The following is a 24081-nucleotide window of genomic DNA, read 5'->3' as shown; positions in this document are numbered from 1 at the left end:
GCGTCTCGCGCCTTCACAGGCGGCACGAGGCGGATGCCACGGGGCTTGACCCCGAGGCGATTTACTGCGAGGTCTCCGACGGCGGCACCGAAGCGACGTCCAGTCGAAGGCTCGGAGACGGCGCGACGGCTTCGTATTCGATCGGTGCCGTCAGCGTGACGGTCGTGCGACCGAGCGGTCTGACCTCGAACGCTGTCCCCGAGTGGACGGGCGTTCCTTCCCGCTCGAACTCGGCATGCAGGTACCCGTCGAATCGTGACGGGCCCGGGTTTTCGATTTCCGCATCGACGCGAACGTTGCCGTCCGGCCCGCGGACGATTTGCCGGTCGACGACGGTTGGCTCGAGCGCACCTGTCGGGGTCTCGGATCCGTGCGGCGTCTGTTCGGTTACCGTCGTCCGCGGGGGTCGTTCGGGATCGCGTCGCAGACAGCCGCTCGCAGCGACCCCGCTCGCGAGGCCCGCGAGCAGCGCGCGCCTGGTCGTCTCCATGATCGACCACTCGACGCCGACCCGCAAGTGCCTTGGCACTTATGAGCGTGGCGACGCCTGTTTCGACCGTGCTGACGAAGGAGCTACTTCGCGTCTCCCGGGCCGGCGGCGGGTACCATCCCCAGTTCGTCGGCGAGGAGCACCGCGATCTCGCGGCCCGCGTCATCGGGACGTACCAGGGGCACGTCGGCGAACCGCGCGAGCAACTGGAGTCGGCTCTGACGGATCTCGAACGCGACGCCCCCGATTTCAAGCTCGTCCGCGGGTTCGCCAAACTGCTGGAGCGCGAGGCGACCTTCGAGACGCGGGCACCGCTGCCGCCCGAACGCGCTCGACGTGCCGCTTTCGAGGCAGCCGAGAGCGTCGGCGTCGTCACCGAGAGCGATCGCGAGCGCGCGCTCGCACGGGCAGCCGATCGTCTCGCGGTCGATCCGCCCGACGTCGAAGCGTCGCTGTATGCGGATCTGGACGACAGACAGGTCCTGACCGACGTCGCCGCGCGGTACGACCCCGACTCGCTGTGTCGTCAGTACGACCTCTCGCTCGCCCAGACCGCGCTGTTCGACGCCACGGCGGTCCGGATCACGAGTGACGATCCCAAGTCCGTGATATCGGCGGTCAAGCGCCTGCGACTCATGTACGAGATCGAGCGAACCGGTGACGGCCGGGAGATCGTCGTGACCGGACCGACCGCACTCTTCCGGCGGACGCGCCGCTACGGCACTCGCTTCGCCCGCCTGCTTCGTAGCGTCGCGAAAGCCACCGAGTGGCGCCTCGTCGCGACGATCGACGACGACGGCACCGACCGCCAGCTCGTTCTCACGGAAGCCGACGTCACCGTTCCGGACCACGAGCCAGTCACGGCGGTCACCTTCGACAGCGGCGTCGAGGCCGACTTCGCGGCCAGATTCGAGGCACTCGATCTCGACTGGGTTCTCGTTCGCGAGCCCGAGCCGCTCGCTGCGGGCGCACACGTCGTCATTCCGGATTTCGCCTTCGATTACCGGTACGCCGATTTCCGGGTATACTTCGAGATCATGGGCTTCTGGACGCCCGAATACGTCGCGAAGAAGCTCGACCGCCTGGGGGACCTGGAGGACGTCGAGTTGCTGGTGGCCGTCGACGAATCGCTCGGCGTCGGCGAGGTCGACGACGTCGACCAGTTGACCGAAACCGGTGACGCGAGCGCGGAGGTCGAGGCGCGCGACCACCGTGCGATCCCCTACTCGGGCACAGTCCGGGTGAAGGACGTCCGGGACGCACTGCGGCGCTACGAGGACGAGCTGGTCGCCGAGAGTGCGGCCGACCTCCCCGCGGAACTCGTCCCTGACGAAGACGTGACGACGCTTGCTGCGGTGGCAGCCGACTACGGCGTCAGCGAAGACGCAATCGAGGACGAGCCCTTCCCCGAGCACGAGCTGGTCGGCCGGACGCTGGTCCGTCCCGGTGTGCTGGAGTCGCTCGCCGGGGAGATCGAGGCCGGGATGGATCTCGCCGCGGTGGAAACGGTCCTCAAGGAACACGGAATCGACGACACCAGTGCGGTCCTCTCGCGGCTCGGCTATCGCGTCGAATGGGACGGGCTGGCGGGGGGAACGATCCGGAGCCGCTAGAGCACCGAGAGCGTCCCGAATCCGATCGCCAGCGCGAGGAGAAACGAGCCGGCCCAGGCGCCGAGCGTGCGGCCGATCTTCGACCGACTGACGCCGTCACCGCCAGCGACGGCCGCGCCGCTGCCGATGATCGCCGTCACGATGGCCTGGTTGAACGAGATCGGGACGCCCAGCGCGACGGCGGTTTGTGCGAACAGGAACGTCGGCAGGAGTGCGGAAATCGACCGGCGTGGCCCCAGCGAGGCGTAGTCCTGTGCGAGGGACTTGATCATCCGCGGCGCGCCGGTCCAGGAGCCGACGAGCATGCCAACGGCACCGCCGACGAGCACCGCGAACAGCGAGACGTCGGCGGTCTCGAGCAGCGGGACGAGGGGACCGACTGCCAGCCCGACCTGGCTGCCGCCGGCCGAGAAGGCCACGAGCGATCCCAGGACGAGCAGGTATCGCCGGAGGCCACGCTGCTGGTCGGCTCCGATCCAGGCGCGAACGACTAGCGCCGACGCGAGCGCGAACAGCACGACGACGGTCACCTCGACTGCGACGCCGCCGATCGAACTATCGACGGGACCGAAGGCTGCCGCCGCCGCGGCGATCGAGCGGCTCGTCGCGCCCGGGCCAAGCACGGCGAACCCGATCAGCGACACTGCCGCGCCGGTCAGCGCGGCGAGAGCCGGGATAGACCACCGTTCGGGCACCTCTTCGCGGGGGAGCAGGCTCGCGAGCCCGTACGCGAGCCCGGCGTTGACGACCGGCGCGACCGTCCACATCAGGCCGATCTCGGTGTATTTCGACCACGCGGGGAGCCCGCCCAGCGCGAGTCCGGCACCGACGATCGCGCCCGTGACGGTAAACGCAGTCGCGATGGGATAGCCCGTCGCGATGCCGACGGCCATCAGCCCCGCAGCCGTGACGAGCGCGAGGATGACCGCCTCGGGCGTGAGCGTCACCCCGCGGATCAGTCCGGACCCGACCGCCTCAGTGACGTTCCCGCCCTGCAGGACTGCACCCAGGAACCCGAGAATACCGACGACGAAGGCGGCCTGCATCGTCGAGATGGCGTTGGCACCGACTGCGGGGGCGAACGGGGTCGCGCCGCTGGAGCCCGCGCCGATGACCCACGCCATGAACAGACTCGCACCGCCGGCAAGCAAGAAGAGTCCGAGTGTCGCGAGATCCATAGAGAGAAAAGCGCGCTTAGTCGCTGGTCATCGAGCCCTGGCTCGCGGCACAGTTGTTGGGCCCGAGTTCCAGGGTGAACGCTTCCTCTTCGTCGGTCTCGCGCTGACCGAGGTTGGTTGCGATGATGTCCTCGTAGTTAGCGGGGCGGGGCGGCATGTCCTCGAGGACGGTCTCGACGAACTCCGCCTCGTCGTAAGTGAGCGGATCCATCTCCTCGCGGAGGTCGCCCAGCGGCGCGGTGTAGGTGCCGTCGGCTGCCGGCTCGGCCGCGTCGCTCGTGTGCGCGCCACCGACGATCACGTCGTCGGGCAGTTCGAGGACCCGCTCCTGGAGGGTTTCGTAGAGCTGGCGAGCCGCGTCGGGGGCACCGTCGTCGCCTTCCTCGAGGTCGGGCCGGGCGACGCTCTCGACGAACAGCCCGTCGCCGGTTGCCAGGAAGCTCTCGCCGACCAGATACGAGGTCATCCCGGACGTGTGACCGGGCGTGTACAGCGTTTCGATGGTCACCTCGCCGACTTCGAAGGTGTCGCCGTCCGCGGCCGTCTGGAGTTCGTCGGCGTAGGTGACGCCGCGATCGACGGCCTCCTCGGGGATGACGCCGGTGACGCCTTCCTCGTCGAGCGCGCGCACGCCGCTGACGTGATCGGCGTGGATGTGCGTGTCGAAGGCGTAAGTCAATTCGACGCCCAGATCGGCGGCGTCGTCGAGATAGCGGTCGGTAAACGCCTGGAGCGGGTCGATCACGGCGGCCTCGTCGTCGTCGTAGACCATGTAGCCGAGACAGCCGCTGGAGGGACGCTGGTACTGCACCAGCGTGCCCGGCCCGTCGTAGTTCTCGACTTCGACGGACTCGTAGATGCTTGCCCAGCCGTTCATCCCGTCTTCGAGGTGGACGACCTCGCGGCCTTCCTCGGCGAGCGTCCCGGCGACGTACTCGCTGGCACCGCCTTTCGCACACAGCACGACCACCGGTTCGCCGACCGGCACGTCTTCGAGCAGTTCCTCGTCGACGCCGTCGAGGAACTCGAAGTACGGCACGTTCTCGATCTCGACGGACTCGCCCTCGATGTGCCACTCCTCGAAGTCCCCGCTCGCGCGGGTGTCGAGGATCGTGACCTCCTTGCCGTCCTCGATGCGACGGCGAAGTTCCTCGGGGGTGATCGCGTCGACCGGTTCTTCTGGTGTGGGGAAATCGTCTGCGTCCATCGTACTCGTCACCGAGTATTGGCGGGACGAATAAAAGAGTTTTGTATGGTAATCACAATTCTAAACTATCACAACGTCTACTATTCTGGATCTGTCAGAGCATTCATATCGGCCCAAGCATAAAAATACCCCAATATTTCGGGACTGCTGTTTTCTAAGTACGTGCCAGGGCCGGTATGATCGATATAACTTATGCGAAACCATGCGTAGGGTAGGTGGATATAGTATTGTGTATTCAACCCAAAACCGTTAAGGCCTGTCGACGGATATTGCCACGCGAGCAGCGAACTATGACGCACACTCGGAACGCAAAGGTGACAGACGATGTTCGGAATTGAGACGCTCGAGGGTCCGGTGGGCGCAGCCGTGCTCATCGGAATCGTCCTGCTCGAGGCGATCGTCCTGTACGTGGGCTACGGGGCGCTCGAACAGCTACTCGGCCCGCGCATTGCCCGCCTGTTGCGGGGTGACTGACGATGGAGTTGTTCGGTGTCGCCGTGAGTCTGCTCGGAATGTTCGTCGGTTTCGGCGTGCTGATCGGGCTGTTGTTCGGCTTTTTCGGCATGGGCGGTTCCTTCCTCGTCACGCCCGCGCTGCTGGTGATGGGCTATCCGACTGACGTGGCGGTCGCTTCGGGGCTGGCGTTCGTCTTCGGAACCTCGGTGATCGCGACGCTGAAACACCGCGACCTGGGGCAGGTCGACTACAAGCTCGGCGTCCTCATGATCGCGGGGACGACAGCCGGGATCGAGGTCGGGCGGATCGGCTTGCACTTCATGCAGGATCTGGGCGTCGCGAACACGTTCGTCAGCGTCACCTACGTCCTGTTGCTTGGCGGGATCGGCGCGTTCGTCACCCGGAACGCCCTCACTGGCGGCGGTGGCGGACTCAGCCACGACGCCGAGGCCGACGATCACGACGAGGACGAACTGCCCGAGATCGCACAGACGATCCAGTCCTACGAGGTCCCGCCGATGATGTCGCTGCGCGGGGGCGTGACGGTCTCGCTGTGGATGATCCTGCTCGTGGCCTTTGCCACCGGTCTGCTGTCGGGACTGCTGGGCGTCGGTGGCGGGTTCATCCGCATGCCCGCGCTGTTCTATCTGGTCGGCGTCCCCGTGCCCGTCGCGGTCGGGACTGATCTGTTCGAGATCGTCTTCTCCGGCGGGATCGGCAGCTTCCTGTATGCGATGGACGGTGCGGTCGATCTGACGATCGTCGTCCCACTGCTTGCCGGGAGTGCCTTCGGTGCGCGACTCGGTGCCGCGGCGACCAGCATCGTCGACGAGGACGAGATCAAGGTCTACTTCGGCGTCATGCTGTTGCTCGGTGCCATCGCGGTCGCCGTGCGGGAGATCGGCGGCGCGGTCGAGATGCCGATCCTGGACGTGGTGAGCCTGCTCATCATCGTCGGGGCCGCGGCGCTGGTCAGCGGGGCCGTCGTGGTCAGCTCGATCCGGGAACTCCGTAGCGAGGGGCAGGCGACGCCCCAGCCGGCCGACTGATCGCGACCACTGTCGGTCTGTTCATTCGACTCACCGTGTTCGGGGCGTTTTTGCCAAAAATCAGGGCAGCTCGCGGTGTCGCTGCAGCGTCGTCTCCAGGTCGGCTTCGAGCACGGCCAGCGAGAAGCCGTCGACTCGCGCCAGCTCGGTCGCGTGTTCCCAGACGTCGTCTCGATCGATCCCCTGCAAGACGACGACGTTGGGGGTCGGATTGACTACGCGCATCGCCACCAGCGGTGACTCGCCGCGCGTGACGCCCGAGAACACGAGCGCGCGGTTCGCGCTCTGACCGTACAGCCGATAGAATTCCTCGCTGGAGAGTCGCGTGATCGCCGCGATGCTGTCGATGATCGTGTGTCCTGCGATCGTGTTCTCGCGGCCACGAACGAGTTCCGCCGCGCCGATCGCATCGTAATAGCGATCGAGATCGATCGTCGCCGGGTATTCTTTGAGTTCGTGGACGACCTCGCGGTCGAATCCGGCGCTGAGCACGCGGGCGTGCTGGCGGATCCGGCTCCCGCCGCGCCGCTCGTCGACGACGAGCAGCGCCTCGACGAGCCGGCCGATGATGTCGCTCCCCGGATTGGTCCGTCGACCGCTCTCGTAATCGGAGATCACTGACGAGGAGATATCGAGCTGGTCGGCCAGCTCCGTCTGGCTGACCCCGAAATCGGTGCGCCACTTTCGAAGTGTCGCACCGGTGTCTTCGCTGAGCGCGATCTCGCCAGCGATCCGCTCGGCCAGCCGCTGGCGCGCGTTCGCGTCGACGTCCATACGCTGGGTTCGAGCTACTCCTGAATAAGGGTTGTCGAACCGAGCCTCGACGACCGTCGAACCTCGAATCCCTTTGTCAACGAGGCACAAGGAATATACCTCGCGAGACCCGTGTGGCAAGGACAATGCGACAGCTGACGTTCGCGGGGGTCGATCCCGGTGAGACGAGGACGCGACCGGAAGCGCGTGAGGGCTGAGACGTGTCCGGAGACACGATCCCGACGCTCGACCGGCGGACGGTACTGGGGGGTGTTGCCAGTGCCGGGATCGCTTCGATCGCGGGCTGTTCGCTGCTGGAGTCGGATGCGGACGGGCCGTCAACGGAGGTCGACGGCGAGCGGGCGCGCTCGCTCGCCGAGGAGTTCGCACCGACGATCTACTTCGACCGAAACGAGCGGTGGTTCCCGACGGATCCGCGGGCCTACGAGAGCGAGCGAGACGGGCGGACAGTCGTCGGCGGGTTCGACGCCTTCGAAGGGTACGTACAGGACGGAACGGACGACGATCCACCGGACCCGGCGGTGTTCTACCACGCCATCGAGTACGAGGAGTCGCCGCTGGCAGTCGTCCAGTACTGGATGTACTCGGCCTTCGACCAGTTCACCACGAACTTCCACTGGCACGACTGGGAACTCCTGCAGGTGTTCGTCGATACCGACACCGGCGAGCCCCAGCTGTACGTCGCCAGCTCCCACTCGCGGTCGGTCCCGAACAACGAGTTCCTCGATCCGGACACCCGGCCACGGGTCCTGTCCGAGCTGGGTTCACACTCCAGCGGGCTCTCAGTAAACGAGGACGAACAGCACTTCCAGCGGTTCCCCCTCGGGGACGACATCGCGGACGTCACTAACAGCGTCATCGAGAAGCTCGAAGACGTCGCGACGATCCCGTTTGCGTACGGACTGCCGCGGGACGAAGGGTTCGCGCTGCCGTACGTGGTGCCGGAACTCGACGGTGCACCCGTCTACGAACACGAACGTCTCCCCAACGTCGAGCCATCGGATCTCGTGAGCGGCGCGCTGACAGTCCGGTCGTTCGAGGACCTCCAGTCCCCGCCGAGTGACCTTCCGCGTCGGGAGACCGGCTTGCGGTTCGAGTACCAGGGCCGGGAGTCAGAGACCGCCGACGTGGACTACGACCTCCGTCCGAGCGCGGACCTCGAGCACATCGCGGCGTTCACCGGTCCGCAGTTGAGCTTCGAGTTCGCGATCCCGGACTTTGCCGAGGATGCGATCGCGGGCCACATCACGACGACCGGCGTCCCCTGGGACGGTTCGCGGTACGACGACCCCGCGAGCGACATCAGCGAATCGAGACACCGGCAGGCACTGTCCGACCGATACGACGCTATCGGTGCCCCATCGGAAGTCGACCAGGTGATCGCGAGAGTGACGAACGCCGTCTCTTCGGAGGAGGCGCCCGACGGTGAGGGGCTCGTGACGGTCGATTCGCCGCTGGAGGTGTTCGCGCTCTTCGAGAGCGAGCCCGAAGCCGTCCCGACCTTTCGGGGGATCGTCGCACTCCAGGGCGTCCCGGACGGCGACCACACCCTGACGGTCAACGGTGCCGGCGTCGCACCACACAGCGAGTCCGTCACTGTCTCTGGCGACGGTGAAACGACGATCGCCGGCGTGGACGGCGAAATCCCGCTGGTCGCACGCGAGAACGCGACGAAGCTGGAGGTCGATCCCGACGGAACCGACCGGGACCTCACGGCGCTCGCCGTCGAGGACGATTTCGCCGGAAAGCTCTACGGCGCGCCGCTGTCCGGCCCCGACGCCGTCTACGTCCACCGCGGCGGTGCCTTCACGACGGAAGTCCGCGACGCCGACGACGAGGTCGGAGCGTTCCGGGTCAATCCTGACCAGGAGGATCGCGTCCGGATCGAACGACCCGACACAGGTACGAGGCCGCTGGCCCGGTACGTCGCCGACGTCGCTGAAGAGACGCGAGCCCAGGTGGCCGCCCTGGAGAACGAACCAGGGGAGGGGAGCGGCTCCGAGAACGCCGTTACGGGGCTGGCGACGGCACTGGGTGCCGTCGCCGAGGCCGCCGACAGGGCGGCCGAACGCGCTGCTGCCGGTGACCGTTCCGGCGCGCAGCAGCGGCTCGACGCTGTCGCGACTCGTCTGGAGCGTGTCCGCGCACGGCTGTCCGAAGCCAGAGATGACCTGCCCTCGGAGGTCGCCCGCGCGGTCGACAGGCGACTCGAGCAGACGGACAGGCGGTCCGCGCAGGCGCGCCAGGCGAAAAAACTCTGACCGTGCAGGCGACCGTTCCGGGCCCGAGAGGAGTGGCGTCTCGCACGCAAACAGGGTGTTTTTCATATAGAAAAACGCGCACAGAACGTTTAATTCCTCCAAAATCGGCCAAAATGGGTTACAGCGAGTTCCCGGTTTATCCATCCCCGAGTGGTACGAACGGTCGCTATGCGAGACGCGACAGACGAGACGTCGACGTATCGGCGCGAGTATCTCAAGGCGGCAGGCGCAGTCGGACTGGCCGGTGCGATCGGACTGGCCGGCTGTTCGGAGAACGCGAGCGCAGCGACGGGAACGCTCGCGACGGCCGTCAAGGACGCGCCCGGGGACATCGAGGATTTCGAGACCTGCGTCGTCACCGTCGAAGGGGTCTGGCTCAAACCCGGCGAGGCCGATGAGACGACCGACCCGGAAACCGACACGGAAGCTACTGACGAGACGACGACCGACGTCGAGGAGACGGCAGACGAAACGACTGACACGGAGGCCGCTGGCGAAACCACGACCGACGCCGCGGAGACGGAAGACGAGACGACCGACGAGGAGGTCACCGAGCAGACCGAGGAAGACGTCGACGAGAGCGACCGTCGGGAGTACTACGAGTTCGAGCAACCCCAGGAGGCCGATCTCGTCCAGCTCCAGGACGGCAACTCGAAGCTGGTCGACGAGCGTGAGGTGCCCGTCGGGACCTACCAGTTCCTCCAGCTCGACGTGTCGAACGTCGAGGCCACGCTGGTCGACGGCGGCGACGCGGAGATCGACACGCCCGGGAACGCACCCCTGCAGTTCAAACACGCGTTCGACGTTCGCGAGGACCAGCGCACGGTCTTCACCGCCGACTTCACGCCCGTCAAGCGCGGGCGGACGAACCGATACCTGCTCCAGCCGGTCGCGAAGGGGACCGACGTCACCTACGAGAGTGCGACGACGAGCGAGCCAGCGACGGACACCACGACGGACAACATGACGGACGAACCAGCTACCAACGAAACTGCGTAGCGACTGACAGACGGACGGAACAGATTTACGCCGCAGTGCCGCTAGCTGGCGTATGGCTTCGACGGTCGTCCACGCGGCGCTCGCGGGTCTGATCGCCGTCGCGCTGTTGCGGGACGCCTTCAGCGTCCGATCGCTCGCTGTCGTCGTCGGGGCAGTGGTGTTCATCGACCTGGATGTGTTCGTCGGGTTATGGATCGCTGGCGCGCACCGTGCAGCATTTCACACGTTACTATTCCCGCTCTTGCTGTCCGGGCTGGTGCTCTACGAGACGCGCGCTCGCGATCGATCGTGGCTTCGAGAGCGGTTCGGCGCCGGCGGCGTTCGAACTGCCTGGGTAGGAATCGTCGCCGTGGTCTTCGCCGGGATCGGACCGGATCTGTTCACCAACGGCGTCAACCTGCTGTACCCGCTGCACGATCAATTCTACCAGTTTACCGGCCACGTCAGACTCTCGACGAAAGAGGGACTGGTTCAGACGTTCGTGGATCTGTCACCCACCGAGCCATCCGACGGTACCGGCCAGGTCGCCGTCGGCTCGACCGAGGAGGTTGGCGACCGCTACTGGACCGGCGTCGATCCACAGCCGTCTGAGAGTGGAACCGACTCGACTGCCGTCGAGCGCGTCTTCCCGATCGTCGAATCGGGCGAGCAGCTCTTGCTCGTGCTCACGAGCGCGTTCGTCGTCGGATCGCGGCTCCTCGAGGAGCGGCGGGCCTGATCACTCACTGACGGCGTCCCGGTATTCGGCCTGCGAGACCGAGTACCGGACGACGTCGACCGGTTCCTCGTAGCGGTTGCCGTTGCGGATCGTCCCCTCCTTGCGCCCGCCGAACCGTTCGACGTATCGCTCGATCGCCCGCCGGGAGTTGTCGTTGTCGACGTGGTGGGTGACGGCGACGATCTCCAGATCCAGATCCTCGAAGGCCAGTTCGAACAGGGTTCCGGCACGCTCGCCCGAATACCCCCTGCCCCAGAAGCGCTTCCGGAACCAGACACCGAGGGTCGCGATCTGGCGATCCCAGTCGGGGATCAGACCCGCGCAGCCGGCGATCTCGCCGGCTCCGTCCTCTCCCTCGCGTGGCCTGACGACGAACTGTGCGGACTCGCGCTCGTCCCAGGCCCGGCGGGCGTCGGTGAGGAACTCGTGAGTCTCTTTCGGGCTCGCGTGGGGGCTCCAGGACAGGTAGCGAGTGATCTCGTCGATATGCGGGGCGCTCGGATTGACGTGCTCGTACAGCGCCAGCGTATCGACCGTGTCCGGACCGAGACGTTCGAGCCGGAGTCGATCCGTCTCGATGGTTTCGGAGAACATACTCACGCTGACCGGCGAGCCCGGAATAAGTATTTGGTCAGTGTGGGTGTTCTTCGCATGGGATCGGGTCGGGAGGGCCGACACATTCAACTTGCACTCGTGCCGAGAGCCACTGTGACCAGAGCAGCCGTGCAAGCTGGATTCGAGCGGTTCGTCGGCGACGCCATGGACGCGTCCCTCGAGCATTTCGACGTGGCACGTGCACTGAGACGGGGTGTCGATGGACCGGGCGGTTCCGTCGTCGACCGCTTGCTCGGAGACACGCGAGCCGTACGTCGTCGTGTCGTCGAGCCCCGGCTGCAGCGGTATCGACGGCAAGTACTCGCACAGTTCGATGTCATCCTCAAGTACGCCGACAGCGACGATGGAATCGACGCCTTTCGAGACGAGATCCTCGATCACGACATCTTCGCACAATCGATCAGCCCCGACGTGCCGCCCGCGCGTCGCCGGGAGATCCGCGAGCGGCTGCTCGAACGACACCGGGCGCTCGGCGACGCGGCTGCCCCGCTGCTCGACGCGCCCGAAGACGATTTCTGGGCGGCTGCACAGGCGACGCTCGACCGGACGGAAGCGAAGCGACTCGTCGAAGAGCAGTTCGTCCTCACGCGGCCGGTGCGCGAATACACTGACGACCTCGCGATTTCGACGACGATCGATCCGGGCGAGGTGCTCGGCGGACTCGGCCGCGTGCTCGGCGGGCGGCTCCCGTCGATCGAGGTGACCTACACCGAGGAAGCGATCCGGGCGCTCCGGCGGGCCGAACGCGAGGTCGTCGCCGACGCGACCGCCGAGATCGACCGCCGGTTCGACGCGTCCGAAAACCCTTGACGATTCGGCTCCTACGAAACCTGTGTCACAGCAGAACGTGCTCGGAACGCCGCTACAGACGTGCAGTACCGATCCCACGACCGGCTATCTCCGCGACGGCAACTGTACGGCACTCCAGCGCGACCCGGGTCGCCACGAAGTCTGTGCAGTGGTCACCGAGGAGTTTCTCCAGTTCAGCAAGCGCCAGGGCAACGACCTGATCACGCCGCGTCCGGATCTCGACTTTCCGGGGCTGGAGCCCGGTGATCACTGGTGTCTCTGTCTCCCGCGGTGGGAGGAGGCGCGCGAGGCCGGCGTCGCGCCGCCGATCGTGCTGGATGCGACGAACGAAGCCGTGCTGGACAGCCTCGACGTCGAGACGCTACGGGAGTACGCCCACGACTCGGCGTGACTGACGGCTGACTCTCTTCGCGCCCACTGACGCTACTGATGGCTCTTCTGTTCCCTACCTTTCATTATCGGTGCGCGCGAACCGGCGTGCATGGAGTTCACGACAACTGAAACGGTTCCCGGTCGGGAGATCGACGAGTCGCTCGGCATCGCTCGCGGAAACACGGTCAAGGCTCGTAACGTCGGTCGAGACATCACGCAGAGCATTCGCAACATCACCGGCGGGGAGCTGAAAGCCTACTCGGAACTGTTGACCGACGCCCGTGACGAGGCACTCGAACGGATGAAGGCCGACGCGGAGTCGATGGACGCCGACGCCGTGGTCAACGTCCGTCTGGAGAGTTCCGAGATCGCCAACGGCGGCTCGGAAGTCATCGCTTACGGGACAGCTGTCTCTCTGAAGTGAGGGCCGTATCGCGTCGCGGTGAGATCGCTTCGCTGGGCGTACGCTGGCGACGCCGCGAGGCTTTTTCCCTCCCCCAACAGCCGTCGTCACAGGCCCAGCTCGTCCAACGTCTCGCGGAGGTCGTCGAGGCGGTCGCGCCCGAAAAAGCGGACGTTCTCCAGGGTGTGAAACGCGTCGTAAACGGACCGCCGCCGTTCGAATCCCGCGTCGATTCCGCGACACTCCCGATAGCGCTCGAAGAACGACTCGCCGAACGAATTCGCCGCGTAGGCCAGCTCGAGCTCGTCGTGTCCGTAGTAGATCGCCGGGTCGAGTACTGCCTGGAGAGACTCTTCTGCGACGACCAGATTCCCAGGCCAGAAGTCACCGTGGATCAGCGCCGGTGCGTCCGGTTCGACGAGCCACTCGCCGAGCCGATCCGCGAGCGTCCGGACCCTCGTTAGCGTCTCCTCGGGGAGTACCCCTTCGGCATGTGCCCGCTCGGCGAACGGACGGAGGCGACACTCGCGGAAGAATTCGACCCACGAATCTGTCCACGGGTTAGGCTGCGAGAAGGGACCGGAGATCGTCTCGAAGGGGAAGCCGTACGCGTCGGCCGAGCACTCATGCAGTGCCGCGACGCGCTCGGCGACGTCCCGCTCGGTCGCTGCCGTCCATCTGTCGTCGCCATCGACGTATTCCATCACGAGCAGGTCGTCGGTCGCGACGTGTACCGCCGGGACCGGTAGCGACGACTCCCGGTCGAGGTATTCGAGCATCCGGCCCTCCAGTGACAGTGGCGTGTCGCCGACCTTCGCGGCGAGGGTTCGACAGTCAGCGGTTTCGACACGATAGACGCTTCCGACGTATCCACCGGACAACTCTCCGACGTCCGTGATCCTCGTGTCGAGGATCGCGTCAAGGCTGGCCCGCGCGTCGTCGTCCATGGATGCCGGTACCGGCGTGGGACCAATCAGACTTGTGCAGTGGTCTGGAGTACCGTGACCGATCGGAAGCGTTCACATCACCGCCGGTATTACCGGCGAATCGATTGATTGCTACGATACTCCCCGTGAATCGCGCTGCTGGGCCCTGTCGTTCTCGCTGCGATATCGATCGTGGAAAGCGGCGCGAAACAGTTGCTACTCTTCGGCGTCTTCGAGTTCGTCGACGATCTCGTCGGCGTCGACGTCGGCGTCTTCCAGATCCATGTCCTCGACGGCCTGTTCGAGGTCGACATCGACGTCACCGCCGGCGCCGCCCATCATGCCGCCGCACCTTTTTCTCGTTGGGTGGACTCGCTTCGCTCACGGCAGAGCCGTTCGCATTCGCGGTTCTCACGACGTTCGAACCGCGCCGCTCGCCCACCACGCCTCGAAAAAGCTGCACCAAAAAACCGGATCTCGCGGCGAACTGCCGCTCGATCCGGCGCGACCTCTTCGATCCACTGCAGGACGTTCGTCTTACTCTTCGGCGTCTTCGAGTTCGTCGACGATTTCGTCAGCGTCGACGTCGGCGTCTTCCAGATCCATGTCCTCGACGGCCTGTTCGAGGTCGACGTCGACGTCACCGCCGGCGCCGCCCATCATGCCGCCCATGCCGCCCATCATACCGCCAGCGCCGATCTCTTCCTGGACGATGATCCGATCGACGCCGAGCTGCTGGGTGAGTTCCTGGGCGATCTGCTGTTTGCCCATCATCCACTGCTGGTTCATCGTCAGCTGTGGCGTGGCCTCGATGTACATCGTCTCCTCCTCGACCTCGACGGTCTCGGTCTCGGGCTCGGGTTCCTCGTCCTCGTCGAGGTCGTCCTCGTCGGGCTCGACGAGCTGCTCTTCCTCGACGGTCTCGGTCTCGAACCACACGTCGAGTTCCATGTCGAGGAACATCTCGATGAGGCCCTGGGCCTTCTCCTCGCGGTCGTCGATCTCACGGAGGATCTCGTACTCGTATTCGATGTCCTCGCCCGCGAGGGGATGGTTGAAGTCGACTCGCGCGCGGCCGCCGATGATCGTCTCAACGTGGCCGTGCTGGCCGTCGATGTCGACGTGCGCGCCGGGGTAGCGGTCGTCTTCGGGGATCTTGTTGGCGCTGACGGTCCGAACCTCGTCCTCGTCGTATTCGCCGAACGCCTCCTCGGCAGGAACGACGACGGAGCCGCTGTCGCCGACTTCCGCACCGATGATGTCGTCTTCGACGGTCTGGAAGATGTGGCCCTGCCCGAGCACGATCGTCCGCGGACCGAACTCCTGCTCTTCGCCGACGCCCTCTTCTTCGGCGACCTCGGCGTCGGTCGTGTCGACGAGCTGTCCGCCCTCGACGGTGTATGCCGTGTAGTCTAGCTCGATGAAGTCTCCGGTCTGGAGCCCCTCGGTTTCTTCGTCGGCCGTCTCTTCTTCGACGTCTTCGATGTCGGCCTCCTCGGCCTCGGAATCGTCACTCATAGTTTCTCTGTCCGTCGTTGCACTCTTAAGGACAACGTTTCCCGGTCGAGATAGCAGATCTGCGGGGGTGAAACGGGTGCACTGACCTCGTAACCCGCCGCCTAACGCGTCGCTTATGTCTATCCCCGCCGGTTTCGGGGACATGTACGAGGTCGAACTGAAGGTCCGTGCCGATCACGACCGGGTGCGCGAGCGACTCGAAGCGCTCGGTGGTGAACGCGTCGGGAGTCTTCGGCAGGCGGACACGTACTACGACGCACCGCATCGGGACTTCGCGGCGACCGACGAAGCGTTTCGCGTCCGCGAGGAAACTCGCGACGGCGACAGGGAGACCCGGATCACGTACAAGGGACCCAAGGTCGAGGCCGAGTCGAAGACCCGCGAGGAGCTGGAAACGACGGTCGGCGACGGCGAGACTGCCCGTGAACTCTTCGAGTCGCTCGGCTTCGAACCGGTCGCGACCGTCCGCAAGGGCCGCGAGCACTTCACCGTCTCCGGTCTCACCGTCACGCTCGACACGGTCGAGGGTGTCGGCGAGTTCGTCGAAGTCGAAACCGACGTCGAGACGGGCGACGAGGTCGAATCCGCTCGTGAGGCGGCCGTCGAGTTGCTCGCCGACCTCGGACTCGACCCCGACGACCAGATTCGCGTCTCGTATCTCGAACTCCTGCTCGCCGACGAAGCGAGTTCGGATACCCAGCAGTAATCACTCCCTCTCGAAAAGTTTCCGTAAGTTATAGAGCCACGGGTGGCCAAGCCCGAGTAATGAGTCAGCGGAACATCCGGGTGCAGCCGACAGAAGACAGAGCAGTCGAAGATCAGGACGTAGAGATCGTCGAGCGCAAGGGGATCGGCCACCCCGACTCGATCTGTGATGGGGTCGCAGAGAGCGTCTCGCGGGCCCTCGCACAGGAGTACCTCGACCGGTACGGCACGGTACTGCACTACAACACCGACGAGACCCAATTGGTCGCCGGGACGGCCGCGCCGGCGTTTGGCGGCGGCGAAGTGCTCGATCCGATCTATCTGCTCGTGGTCGGGCGCGCAACGAAGACCTACGACGGCCGGCGTTTCCCCGCCGAGTCGATCGCGCTGGAAGCCGCACGGAACTACCTCGACGAGACGTTCCCGAGCCTCGACGTCGGTACGGACGTGATCGTCGACGTCAAGCTCGGGGAAGGGAGCGGAGACCTCCAGGAAGTCTTCGGCGAGGACGGCGCGGTTCCGATGGCAAATGACACCTCGTATGGGGTCGGTCACGCGCCGCTGACCGAGACCGAACAGATCGTGCTGAACACCGAACGGAAGCTCAACGGCCCATACAGCGACGACAACCCGGCCGTCGGACAGGACATCAAGGTCATGGGCAAACGCGAGGGCGACCACATCGACGTCACCGTCGCCGTCGCGGTCATCGACGATTACGTCGAGAACATGAGCGAGTACCGCGAGACGATCGAGGGCGTTCGCGAGTACGTTCGAGACCTCGCGAGCGAGTACACCGACCGCTCGGTCGACGTCCACGTCAACACCGCAGACAACTACGACGAGGGTGCGATCTATCTCACGACCACCGGGACGAGCGCCGAACAGGGCGACGACGGGTCGGTCGGCCGTGGCAACCGCGCGAACGGTCTCATTACCCCGAACCGCCCGATGAGCATGGAAGCCACCTCCGGGAAGAACCCGGTCAACCACATCGGGAAGATCTACAACCTCCTCTCGACGAAGATCGCCCAGTCGGTCGCCGACCGGGTCGAAGGGATTCAGGAAGTCCAGATCCGGCTGCTCAGCCAGATCGGCCAGCCGATCGACAAGCCCCACGTCGCGGACGCGCAACTGGTCACCGACGACGGTGTCTCTGTCGCCGACGTCGAATCCGCGGTCGAGGCGACGATCGACGAGGAACTCGCCAATATCACCGACGTCACCGAAGCCGTCATCGAAGGCGACATCTCGACGTTCTAGGCCCCGTTCTTCGACGCTCCAGACACGATCTCTCGACGCTCCAGCGAAAACGATTTGCTCGTGGGTGGTGCGTGTACGCCCGTGTATCGGCTCCCGGTAGTCCCGAAGCGGGTCCGGTATCTCGCCTTCGGGGTCGCGCTCGCGCTGGTCGTCGCGTTCTCGATCGTGCCCCTCCCGGACTGGGTGACCGACACCGGTCCGTTCGGGTTGTTCCCGATCAGGCAACACCTCCACTTGCTCGCGTACGCCGGTCTCGCGCTCGCTCTCGGCTACGTGTTCGTCGACGCCGACCGTCCGGACTGGCAGCTCCTGGTGCTCGTATTCGTGGTCGCCACCGTCCTCGGACTCGGTCTGGAACTGCTACAGTCGACGCTCGAGCACCGAACTGCCAGCAGCGGGGACGTCCTGATGAACGCGGCCGGCGCGACGGTCGCGGTTTTGCTCTGGCGAGTACTCCTGACACGGACGCGGCCCACGCCGGTCGAGTTTCCCGTCGGTCCCCTGCTGTGACCTGTCCGACGGAGGTCGAAGGCTGTTTATGCGCCAGTGGAATAGCCGCGAGTATGCACCCGCCGGATGCCGGGACCGTCCTTGTCCGCCACGGCGAACTCGGCGTCAAGAGCGACCAGGTCCGCATCAAGATGGAGCGTCAGCTCCAGGACCATATCGACGCCCTGCTCGACGATCGCTCGATCCCCGGGACGGTCCGAACCGAACGCAACCGGCTCTACGTCGAGACCGGACCCGGATACGTCGAAGACGCCACCGACGCGGCGACCGACGCCTTCGGGGTCGTCTCGGCGAGCCCGGCACGCAGAGTCGAGCCCGAACTGGACGCGATACTCGAAGCGATGCGGCGGGCGACCGAACGGTGCTACGACGGCGGCGCGTTCGCGGTTCGCGCTCGCCGGGCGGGTCCAGCGAGCGCCCACGCGTTCTCCAGCACCGATCTCGAACAGGAGGGGGGCGCGGCCGTCAGCGAGACGATCGAGTCGCTGGGCGAGGAGTCGGTCGTCGATCTCGACGACCCCGAGTTCACTGTCTTCGTCGAGTGTCGACCGGAGAAAGCGTTCGTCTTTCTCGAGAAACGCGAGGGTTCGGGCGGCCTCCCGCTGGGGAGTCAGCGCCCGCTGGTCGCCCTGCTGAGCGGCGGCCACGACTCGCCGGTCGCGGCCTGGGAGGGGATGCGTCGCGGGAGTCCAGTTGTGCCGCTGTACGTCGACCTCGGCGAGTTCGGTGGTGCGGACCACCGGACGCGGGCCGTCGCGACGGCGGAGCGACTCGCCGAACTGGCTCCACAATACGACATGCGACTTCGGGTGGCTCCCGCGGGCGAGCTCGTCGCCGATCTGGTGGCGACGGTCGGAGAAACCCGGATGCTCTCGCTTCGCCGGGCGATGCTCGCGATGGCCGAAGCCGTCGCCGACGACCACGACGCTGTCGGGATCGTCACCGGCGAGTCGATCGGGCAGAAATCCAGCCAGACGACTGCGAACCTCGCCGTCACCGACGCAGCGACGGACCTGCCAGTCCATCGGCCACTGGTGACCGACGACAAGACAGACATTCTGGAGCGTGCGCGAGCGCTGGGCACATACGAGGACACGTCGATTCCGGCGGGGTGTGACCGCGTCGCGCCCGAGTACCCCGAGACGAACGCGACCCTCGAGGCTGTCGAGGACGCTGAGCCCGGCGATCTGTTCGAGCGGGCACGATCGATCGCCGACGATCGGACGATTGCAGAGTGATCGTCTGCCAGAACAGTGCGCCGGTCGCGATCGCCGAGCGATCGAACGACGAGCGAAATCGCTTTCCCGCAGGGCGGCCTGGTTCGGGACGATGACGCGGGTCTGCCTGCTCGGCGGGGAGAACGTCAACCTCGAGTACGAACTGCTGAGCCACGAGACCTCCCGCAACGCGCTGGCGACCTACGACCTCCGGGAACCGTACGACAACGCTGTCGCGCTCGAAACTGTGAGCCTCGGCTCGGCAGTCGCGCTGTTGAACGATCTCAACTGGTATCTCGTCCGGTTCGTCTCGGAGGCGCTCGTGCTGGAGCCGAGCGTCTCCGACTCGGAGTGGCTCTCCCGCGACGTCGCGACGGCCGTCCGCGACGACGACCTCGCGCCGGCGGAGACAGATCGCTTTCTGAAGATCTACGGCGTCGTCGAACCCGGCGCGAACGAAGCCGACGAGCAGTCAGATCCGGGCGAAGGGGGAGCGGACATCGAGACCAAGCAGGATCGCCCGCCCCGGCTGGTCGAACCGATGTTCGTCACGCGAACGGGCCCCGATCTGCCCGAGTACGACCTGCGAGACGTCGAGGAGACGGTCGTCGTCCGCGTCACCGAGTCAGAATTCGGCGCCTGATCGCCATCGAATCGAATTGCCGGGCGCTCTCCTGTCGATCACCGGTGCCACTCGTCGATCCGTTCGACGCCCTCGACCGAGAGGATCAGGTCGGATCCGAAGGCACTCGCCGGCGTCTGATATCCTGCCGGCGCGTCGCCTGCGAGCACGCGTTCGACTGTCTCGAGTGCCGCGAGTTTCGTCGTCCGGTAGACGTTCGGCGTCCGCAGGCGCGACACCCGCGTCGCGTCTCTGCTTCTGACTTCTCCCCATAGCGTCGCCGTCGTTTCGGCCCGCGTCTCGGCGTCGGGGCCCTCGACCAGCCGATCGACGAGCCCTGCGAGCAGCGTCTGCACCGGATCGAGCGCGAGGACGGGATCGAGATAGCGCTGGTAGCGGAGCCAGCGCGCCGCTACTGGCGGGACCGCGAGGTAGCACTCGATGTTCGGGACGCCGGTCGTGTGATACGCCGTCGAGACGTCCCCGAGCGGAGCCGTCATCGCCGGCACCGGGCCGTCGCCGAAGTCGATCTCGCGCGTCTCCCAGGCGATCGAGACGGGTTCGAGGCGACCATCCCGACGGACGAGACCGTCCTCGCCGAGTCCTGTGATGGCGGTTTTCAGCGTTCCCGGTGAGAACCCGCCCGCGGGCTGGTACCCGATCGTGAGCGATTCGGCCTCGGGCAGTCGCTCGACCAGGTGTGCGGCCAGACAGTCCGAGGGGACGACGTCGAATCCGACGCCGGGGAGCAGCGTCAGATCCGCCCTCCGGGCGCGGTCGTTGTCCTCTCGGATCGACTCGAATACCTCGATCTCGCCGGTGACGTCGAGATAGTGGCTCCCGCTTTCGAGACAGGCCGCCACGAGCGGTTCGTGGGTGTCGACGAACGGCCCGGCGCAGTTGAGCACGAGGTCGACGTCGTCGAGTCGCTCGGCGAGTGCCGGATCCGACAGCGAGAACACCCGTGACTCACAATCGAGATCGGCAGCGAGCACGTCGACCTTCTCGCGGCTTCGCCCGGCGAGGATCGGATCGAGGCCCCGTTCGACGGCCGCTCGGGCGATCAATTCGCCAGTGTACCCGTACGCGCCGTATAGCAACCACGTCATGGACACGATTCGACTCGACGACTCCTGAAGGTTGTGGCGAGCAGGCGACGGCTCTCCTGAATCGAGGCATTCAAACCCGACGCTTGCGCACGCGAGAGCATGGCGGCCCGGATAGTCGACCTGGAGGCTGTCCCGACCGACGGGACGTTGCTTTTCACGGTCGGACACGACGGCGAGGAGCGCGAAGCGATCCTGACGCGACTCACCGACGGTTCGGTCGTCGCCTGGCGAAACTACTGCCAGCACTGGACCGACGTTCGTCTTGACACGTGTGACGGTGCACCGATGCGCGGTAGTGAAATCACTTGCCGTCGCCACGCTGCCACGTTCGACCGCGAGTCGGGCGAGTGCACATTCGGCCCTTGCGAGGGAGCGTCCCTCAACGAGGTCGGGGTCACCGTCCACGACGGCGCGGTCTACAGGCGGAACAGGCCGAGTACCTCGGGGTCGTACGGAAATCAAAGATTTCCGTGATGACGAGAATCGGAGATTCTCGAACCACTTGACCCCGGAGCAGTTCACCTGACTGACGAGGGATGCACGTTCGCGTATCGTGGCCCGGCAGACGCCCACACAGCCTCCAGTGGGTCGACCTCGCCGGGCGAACGGCTCGGCTTTTGACGGATTCGACAGCGCCGACCCTCCCTCGTACGGATCGCTGTCAGCCCCTTCCGCATCGCCTGCCCGGCCGCTGGCGGTCCGAGCGGTAGGTCGTCATAGCGATCCGTATCACTCGATCGTGAACGCCGGTTCGCTGACGGACTCGCTTTTGCACTCGGGACACCTGCTCGGCCGGTTGATTAGGTCGTCGAACTCGTCGAACCCACACTCCTGGCAGGTCGGTGGCGAGACCAGCAGTTGCTCGTCGGTATCATCGAGCGACCGAGCGATGTGTTCGACGTGATCGAGCGCAACGCTCGTCCGGATATCGAACTCGTTTGCTATCTCGCCGGCTTCCATCGCCATCTCACGCAGCCGGTCGGCAATTTTCTGTCGCGTCGTCCGACTCGCCTCACGCATACTCTTTGTTCACAATGGACAAACATATGTGTTCTCCATCGCTGCCATGCGGCCGGGTCGCCGGGACCGAAATGACTTACATCTTCCCGGGAGACGGGATGGATATGCACGCTGTCGTACTCGCTGGCGGCTATGCGACGCGGCTGTGGCCGATCACGAAGAACCGACCGAAGATGTTCCTCCCGGTCGGCGAGGCGGCTGTCATCGATCGCGTTCTCTCTGATCTCGAATCCGATGACCGGATCGAGGACGTCTACGTCTCGACGAACGAACGGTTCGCCGAGGATTTCGAGACGCACTTGCGCGAGTCCGACTTCGAGAAGCCACGGCTGTCGATCGAGGAGACGACCGCCGAGAACGAGAAGTTCGGCGTCGTCGGCGCGCTCGCCCAGCTGGTCGAGCGGGAAGGGATCGGCGGCGAGGATCTGCTCGTCGCCGCCGGAGACAACCTCATCAGCTTCGACGTCGACGAATTTATCGACAGCTTCGAGGCCTACGGTGCGACGACGATTGCCGCCTACGACGTCGGGAGCCTCGAGAAGGCGACCGAGTACGGCGTCGTCGAACTCGACGGCGACCGCGTCGTGGACTTCCAGGAGAAGCCGGACGATCCGACGAGCACGCTCGTTTCCATCGCCTGTTATGCGTTCCCGTCCGAAGCCATTCGCTTCGAGGAGTACCTCGCGGCGGGCAACAACCCCGACGAACCTGGCTGGTTCGTCCAGTGGCTCGTCGAGGACGACGACGTCTACGCCTATTCGTTCGACGAGGCCTGGTTCGACATCGGAACCCCCGAGAGCTATCTCGAAGCTGTCGCCTGGGAACTCGACGGCGAGAACCGGATCGCCGACGGCGCGACCGTCGAGAACGCCGAGATCGGTTCGAACGTCCACGTCGCCGACGGCGCGGAGATCATCGATTCGACGCTCGAACGCTCGGTGGTCTTCCCCGAGACGACGGTTCGCGATTGTGAACTCCGCGATTCGATCATCGACCGCGACACGCACCTCGCAAACCTCGACCTCGGCGGCGCGCTCATCGGCGCACACACGAAGATTGCGAACGGCGAGTAAAATTCGGGCGCTCATCACCGTCTTCCTGTACTTTCACTTTCACTCCGGGGATGGCTCGCCTTCACTATCTCTCGGCGCGTAACGTTAGGTATGCTGAACGAGCTCACGAGCACGTGCGAACATTGCGACCGCGAACTCGACGACGACCACTGTATGATGGTCTTCGAGACCGACGCGGGCCAGCGGCGTGCCTACGAGTGTGACTGTGGTGCGGTGACGATCACGGTCCACCGGTAGTTTTCGGCTTCGACCGCCGTCTCTCCGTTCGTTTCTCTGCTCGACCGACGGGACGCCTTCCCCGCTATCGCCGGATCGAGAAAGGTATAGGCCAGCCCCCTCGTACAGAGAGTATGTCCGACGGAGCGTGGGTGAGCCTCTTCTCTGGCGGGAAAGATTCTGCATGGGCGCTGTACAGGGCCCTGGAAGCCGGCCATCCCGTCGAGCGGCTGGTGACAGTACATCCGGCGGGCGACTCGTACATGTACCACGTTCCGGCGACGGAGCTGGCCGAGCTGGCTGCCGAAAGCATCGGGATCGAGCTGCTGGCTGTCGAGCCCGACGACTTCGCGGCCGAGACGACAGTCGACGCCGGCGAGCAAGGTGACGCCGAACTCGAGCCGCTGGAAGCGGCGCTCGAACGGCTGGACGAGCGCCTCGATGGCGGGATCGCCGGCGTCACCGCGGGCGCCGTCGAGAGCGAGTATCAGACCAGCCGGATCCAGGCGATGTGTGATCGACTCGGGGCCGAGCTGTTCGCCCCACTCTGGCAGAGGGATCCGGAAGAACTGGCCGAGGCCATGCTGGACGCGGGCTTCGAGATCCGGATCATTCAGGTCGCCGCGTACGGGCTGGACGAGTCCTGGCTCGGCCGACGGCTCAACGCCGACGCGCTGGCGGAACTGCGGGGGCTCAACGACGAGTACGGCGTGCACGTCCTCGGCGAGGGCGGGGAATTCGAGACGCTCGTGACCGATGGCCCGCACATGGACCGACGAATCGAACTCGAATACGACACCGAGTGGGACGGGACGCGCGGGACGATCCGGATCGAGGACGCCTGGCTGGTCTAATCTCGAACTCAGCTTTGCACGTTAGCGTCAGCTGTTGAATGAACGAACAGGTGATCGATTTCTTCCATCAGGTCATCGACGCCACGATCATTATTGTCCCGAA

28 protein-coding genes are annotated in these 24081 nt (G+C 65.5%); 18 read left to right on the top strand and 10 right to left on the bottom strand.

Translation table 11 applies throughout. The features are described from left to right. Positions 1–61 precede the first annotated feature (61 nt). Positions 62–490: a hypothetical protein gene (locus tag OB916_RS14130; protein WP_315909941.1), complete on the bottom strand. Its 429-nt coding sequence runs from the start codon at positions 488–490 to the stop codon at positions 62–64. A 68-nt stretch (positions 491–558) separates the two neighbouring features. Between OB916_RS14130 and OB916_RS14125 the strand changes: the two genes are divergently transcribed. Beyond that, entirely contained in the window at positions 559–2103 is a 1545-nt protein-coding gene (locus tag OB916_RS14125) for a DUF790 family protein (RefSeq protein ID WP_315909940.1), read from the top strand. Here the strand turns inward: OB916_RS14125 and OB916_RS14120 are convergent. Further along, entirely contained in the window at positions 2100–3281 is a 1182-nt protein-coding gene (locus OB916_RS14120; RefSeq protein ID WP_315909939.1) for an inorganic phosphate transporter, read from the bottom strand. The two genes, OB916_RS14125 and OB916_RS14120, sit on opposite strands and share 4 nt — an antisense overlap. Positions 3282–3297: 16 nt before the next feature. Further along, a complete protein-coding gene (locus OB916_RS14115) occupies positions 3298–4488 on the bottom strand; it encodes an MBL fold metallo-hydrolase (RefSeq protein WP_315909938.1) in 1191 nt (396 codons plus the stop codon). A 324-nt stretch (positions 4489–4812) separates the two neighbouring features. On the opposite strand from OB916_RS14115, the gene OB916_RS14110 reads away from it, so the two are divergent. Together OB916_RS14110 and OB916_RS14105 are read left to right on the top strand one after the other, a co-directional pair. Further along, on the top strand, positions 4813–4962 hold the full coding sequence (locus tag OB916_RS14110; protein WP_315909937.1) for a DUF7512 family protein: 150 nt from the start codon (positions 4813–4815) through the stop codon (positions 4960–4962). A 2-nt stretch (positions 4963–4964) separates the two neighbouring features. Continuing rightward, entirely contained in the window at positions 4965–5993 is a 1029-nt protein-coding gene (locus OB916_RS14105; protein ID WP_315909936.1) for a sulfite exporter TauE/SafE family protein, read from the top strand. 60 nt (positions 5994–6053) lie between these two features. Here OB916_RS14105 and OB916_RS14100 read toward each other — a convergent pair whose 3' ends face one another. Continuing rightward, a complete protein-coding gene (locus OB916_RS14100; protein ID WP_315909935.1) occupies positions 6054–6767 on the bottom strand; it encodes a helix-turn-helix domain-containing protein in 714 nt (237 codons plus the stop codon). 200 nt (positions 6768–6967) lie between these two features. Here OB916_RS14100 and OB916_RS14095 point away from each other — a divergent pair, with 200 nt between their 5' ends. The 3 genes from OB916_RS14095 to OB916_RS14085 all read left to right on the top strand — a co-directional run bounded on the left by OB916_RS14095 (position 6968) and on the right by OB916_RS14085 (position 10745). Next, on the top strand, positions 6968–9028 hold the full coding sequence (locus OB916_RS14095; protein WP_315909934.1) for a hypothetical protein: 2061 nt from the start codon (positions 6968–6970) through the stop codon (positions 9026–9028). Between the two features lie 168 nt (positions 9029–9196). Continuing rightward, positions 9197–10027 carry a DUF4382 domain-containing protein gene (locus OB916_RS14090; protein WP_315909933.1) on the top strand — a complete coding sequence of 277 codons (831 nt, stop codon included), beginning with the start codon at positions 9197–9199 and terminating at the stop codon, positions 10025–10027. 52 nt (positions 10028–10079) lie between these two features. Beyond that, positions 10080–10745, top strand: coding sequence for a metal-dependent hydrolase (locus tag OB916_RS14085; protein ID WP_315909932.1), 666 nt, complete (start codon positions 10080–10082; stop codon positions 10743–10745). Here the strand turns inward: OB916_RS14085 and OB916_RS14080 are convergent, their stop codons facing one another. Next, the gene (locus OB916_RS14080) at positions 10746–11339 is read right to left on the bottom strand and encodes a GNAT family N-acetyltransferase (RefSeq protein WP_315909931.1); all 594 of its coding nucleotides are present in this window, start codon (positions 11337–11339) and stop codon (positions 10746–10748) included. A 114-nt stretch (positions 11340–11453) separates the two neighbouring features. Here OB916_RS14080 and OB916_RS14075 point away from each other — a divergent pair, with 114 nt between their 5' ends. From OB916_RS14075 to OB916_RS14065, 3 genes are all read left to right on the top strand, one after another. Then, a complete protein-coding gene (locus OB916_RS14075; RefSeq protein ID WP_315909930.1) occupies positions 11454–12170 on the top strand; it encodes a hypothetical protein in 717 nt (238 codons plus the stop codon). Between the two features lie 22 nt (positions 12171–12192). Then, on the top strand, positions 12193–12561 hold the full coding sequence (locus tag OB916_RS14070; protein ID WP_315909929.1) for a DUF2237 family protein: 369 nt from the start codon (positions 12193–12195) through the stop codon (positions 12559–12561). A gap of 90 nt (positions 12562–12651) precedes the next feature. Continuing rightward, positions 12652–12966: a YbjQ family protein gene (locus OB916_RS14065; RefSeq protein ID WP_315909928.1), complete on the top strand. Its 315-nt coding sequence runs from the start codon at positions 12652–12654 to the stop codon at positions 12964–12966. Between the two features lie 86 nt (positions 12967–13052). Here OB916_RS14065 and OB916_RS14060 read toward each other — a convergent pair whose 3' ends face one another. From OB916_RS14060 to OB916_RS14050, 3 genes are all read right to left on the bottom strand, one after another. Then, on the bottom strand, positions 13053–13892 hold the full coding sequence (locus OB916_RS14060; protein ID WP_315909927.1) for a fructosamine kinase family protein: 840 nt from the start codon (positions 13890–13892) through the stop codon (positions 13053–13055). A 195-nt stretch (positions 13893–14087) separates the two neighbouring features. Further along, complete coding sequence (locus tag OB916_RS14055; protein WP_315909926.1) at positions 14088–14213, bottom strand: hypothetical protein; 126 nt, start codon at positions 14211–14213, stop codon at positions 14088–14090. Between the two features lie 195 nt (positions 14214–14408). After that, positions 14409–15389, bottom strand: coding sequence for an FKBP-type peptidyl-prolyl cis-trans isomerase (locus OB916_RS14050; RefSeq protein ID WP_315909925.1), 981 nt, complete (start codon positions 15387–15389; stop codon positions 14409–14411). 142 nt (positions 15390–15531) lie between these two features. On the opposite strand from OB916_RS14050, the gene cyaB reads away from it, so the two are divergent. The 5 genes from cyaB to OB916_RS14025 all read left to right on the top strand — a co-directional run bounded on the left by cyaB (position 15532) and on the right by OB916_RS14025 (position 19727). After that, entirely contained in the window at positions 15532–16095 is a 564-nt protein-coding gene (gene cyaB, locus OB916_RS14045) for a class IV adenylate cyclase (RefSeq protein WP_315909924.1), read from the top strand. A gap of 59 nt (positions 16096–16154) precedes the next feature. Continuing rightward, complete coding sequence (locus OB916_RS14040) at positions 16155–17357, top strand: methionine adenosyltransferase (RefSeq protein ID WP_315909923.1); 1203 nt, start codon at positions 16155–16157, stop codon at positions 17355–17357. Positions 17358–17438: 81 nt separating this feature from the next. Continuing rightward, positions 17439–17867, top strand: coding sequence for a VanZ family protein (locus OB916_RS14035; RefSeq protein ID WP_315909922.1), 429 nt, complete (start codon positions 17439–17441; stop codon positions 17865–17867). Positions 17868–17920: 53 nt separating this feature from the next. Next, complete coding sequence (locus OB916_RS14030) at positions 17921–19105, top strand: tRNA sulfurtransferase (protein WP_315909921.1); 1185 nt, start codon at positions 17921–17923, stop codon at positions 19103–19105. A gap of 91 nt (positions 19106–19196) precedes the next feature. After that, complete coding sequence (locus OB916_RS14025; protein ID WP_315909920.1) at positions 19197–19727, top strand: DUF5804 family protein; 531 nt, start codon at positions 19197–19199, stop codon at positions 19725–19727. A 38-nt stretch (positions 19728–19765) separates the two neighbouring features. On the opposite strand, the gene OB916_RS14020 is transcribed toward OB916_RS14025, so the two are convergent. After that, positions 19766–20815: a saccharopine dehydrogenase family protein gene (locus OB916_RS14020; protein WP_315909919.1), complete on the bottom strand. Its 1050-nt coding sequence runs from the start codon at positions 20813–20815 to the stop codon at positions 19766–19768. Between the two features lie 99 nt (positions 20816–20914). Between OB916_RS14020 and OB916_RS14015 the strand changes: the two genes are divergently transcribed. Continuing rightward, positions 20915–21289: a Rieske (2Fe-2S) protein gene (locus OB916_RS14015; RefSeq protein ID WP_315909918.1), complete on the top strand. Its 375-nt coding sequence runs from the start codon at positions 20915–20917 to the stop codon at positions 21287–21289. Between the two features lie 255 nt (positions 21290–21544). Here OB916_RS14015 and OB916_RS14010 read toward each other — a convergent pair whose 3' ends face one another. Further along, complete coding sequence (locus OB916_RS14010) at positions 21545–21835, bottom strand: transcriptional regulator (protein WP_315909917.1); 291 nt, start codon at positions 21833–21835, stop codon at positions 21545–21547. Positions 21836–21939: 104 nt separating this feature from the next. On the opposite strand from OB916_RS14010, the gene OB916_RS14005 reads away from it, so the two are divergent. The 3 genes from OB916_RS14005 to OB916_RS13995 all read left to right on the top strand — a co-directional run bounded on the left by OB916_RS14005 (position 21940) and on the right by OB916_RS13995 (position 23978). Then, positions 21940–22908: an NDP-sugar synthase gene (locus OB916_RS14005; protein ID WP_315909916.1), complete on the top strand. Its 969-nt coding sequence runs from the start codon at positions 21940–21942 to the stop codon at positions 22906–22908. A 90-nt stretch (positions 22909–22998) separates the two neighbouring features. After that, a complete protein-coding gene (locus tag OB916_RS14000; protein WP_315909915.1) occupies positions 22999–23145 on the top strand; it encodes a hypothetical protein in 147 nt (48 codons plus the stop codon). Between the two features lie 113 nt (positions 23146–23258). Beyond that, complete coding sequence (locus OB916_RS13995) at positions 23259–23978, top strand: diphthine--ammonia ligase (protein WP_315909914.1); 720 nt, start codon at positions 23259–23261, stop codon at positions 23976–23978. Positions 23979–24081: the final 103 nt, after the last annotated feature.

The organism is Halapricum hydrolyticum, from assembly GCF_025517535.1.
Lineage (GTDB): Archaea > Halobacteriota > Halobacteria > Halobacteriales > Haloarculaceae > Halapricum > Halapricum hydrolyticum.
The sequence above is the reverse complement of the archived record's forward strand: the minus strand, read 5'-3'. Positions and strand labels throughout refer to the sequence as shown.

What these genes read in the sequence shown, in the direction of transcription:
- OB916_RS14015 (WP_315909918.1), top strand. Translation starts at nt 20,915, where the DNA reads ATGGCGGCCCGGATAGTCGACCTGGAGGCTGTCCCGACCGACGGGACG.
- OB916_RS14000 (WP_315909915.1), top strand. Translation starts at nt 22,999, where the DNA reads ATGCTGAACGAGCTCACGAGCACGTGCGAACATTGCGACCGCGAACTC.
- OB916_RS14105 (WP_315909936.1), top strand. Translation starts at nt 4,965, where the DNA reads ATGGAGTTGTTCGGTGTCGCCGTGAGTCTGCTCGGAATGTTCGTCGGT.
- OB916_RS14080 (WP_315909931.1), bottom strand. Translation starts at nt 11,339, where the DNA reads ATGTTCTCCGAAACCATCGAGACGGATCGACTCCGGCTCGAACGTCTC.
- OB916_RS14055 (WP_315909926.1), bottom strand. Translation starts at nt 14,213, where the DNA reads ATGATGGGCGGCGCCGGCGGTGACGTCGATGTCGACCTCGAACAGGCC.
- OB916_RS14005 (WP_315909916.1), top strand. Translation starts at nt 21,940, where the DNA reads ATGCACGCTGTCGTACTCGCTGGCGGCTATGCGACGCGGCTGTGGCCG.
- OB916_RS13995 (WP_315909914.1), top strand. Translation starts at nt 23,259, where the DNA reads ATGTCCGACGGAGCGTGGGTGAGCCTCTTCTCTGGCGGGAAAGATTCT.
- OB916_RS14090 (WP_315909933.1), top strand. Translation starts at nt 9,197, where the DNA reads ATGCGAGACGCGACAGACGAGACGTCGACGTATCGGCGCGAGTATCTC.
- OB916_RS14050 (WP_315909925.1), bottom strand. Translation starts at nt 15,389, where the DNA reads ATGAGTGACGATTCCGAGGCCGAGGAGGCCGACATCGAAGACGTCGAA.
- OB916_RS14040 (WP_315909923.1), top strand. Translation starts at nt 16,155, where the DNA reads ATGAGTCAGCGGAACATCCGGGTGCAGCCGACAGAAGACAGAGCAGTC.
- cyaB (WP_315909924.1), top strand. Translation starts at nt 15,532, where the DNA reads ATGTACGAGGTCGAACTGAAGGTCCGTGCCGATCACGACCGGGTGCGC.
- OB916_RS14060 (WP_315909927.1), bottom strand. Translation starts at nt 13,892, where the DNA reads ATGGACGACGACGCGCGGGCCAGCCTTGACGCGATCCTCGACACGAGG.
- OB916_RS14110 (WP_315909937.1), top strand. Translation starts at nt 4,813, where the DNA reads ATGTTCGGAATTGAGACGCTCGAGGGTCCGGTGGGCGCAGCCGTGCTC.
- OB916_RS14020 (WP_315909919.1), bottom strand. Translation starts at nt 20,815, where the DNA reads ATGACGTGGTTGCTATACGGCGCGTACGGGTACACTGGCGAATTGATC.
- OB916_RS14120 (WP_315909939.1), bottom strand. Translation starts at nt 3,281, where the DNA reads ATGGATCTCGCGACACTCGGACTCTTCTTGCTTGCCGGCGGTGCGAGT.
- OB916_RS14115 (WP_315909938.1), bottom strand. Translation starts at nt 4,488, where the DNA reads ATGGACGCAGACGATTTCCCCACACCAGAAGAACCGGTCGACGCGATC.
- OB916_RS14100 (WP_315909935.1), bottom strand. Translation starts at nt 6,767, where the DNA reads ATGGACGTCGACGCGAACGCGCGCCAGCGGCTGGCCGAGCGGATCGCT.
- OB916_RS14010 (WP_315909917.1), bottom strand. Translation starts at nt 21,835, where the DNA reads ATGCGTGAGGCGAGTCGGACGACGCGACAGAAAATTGCCGACCGGCTG.
- OB916_RS14130 (WP_315909941.1), bottom strand. Translation starts at nt 490, where the DNA reads ATGGAGACGACCAGGCGCGCGCTGCTCGCGGGCCTCGCGAGCGGGGTC.
- OB916_RS14030 (WP_315909921.1), top strand. Translation starts at nt 17,921, where the DNA reads ATGCACCCGCCGGATGCCGGGACCGTCCTTGTCCGCCACGGCGAACTC.
- OB916_RS14025 (WP_315909920.1), top strand. Translation starts at nt 19,197, where the DNA reads ATGACGCGGGTCTGCCTGCTCGGCGGGGAGAACGTCAACCTCGAGTAC.
- OB916_RS14085 (WP_315909932.1), top strand. Translation starts at nt 10,080, where the DNA reads ATGGCTTCGACGGTCGTCCACGCGGCGCTCGCGGGTCTGATCGCCGTC.
- OB916_RS14065 (WP_315909928.1), top strand. Translation starts at nt 12,652, where the DNA reads ATGGAGTTCACGACAACTGAAACGGTTCCCGGTCGGGAGATCGACGAG.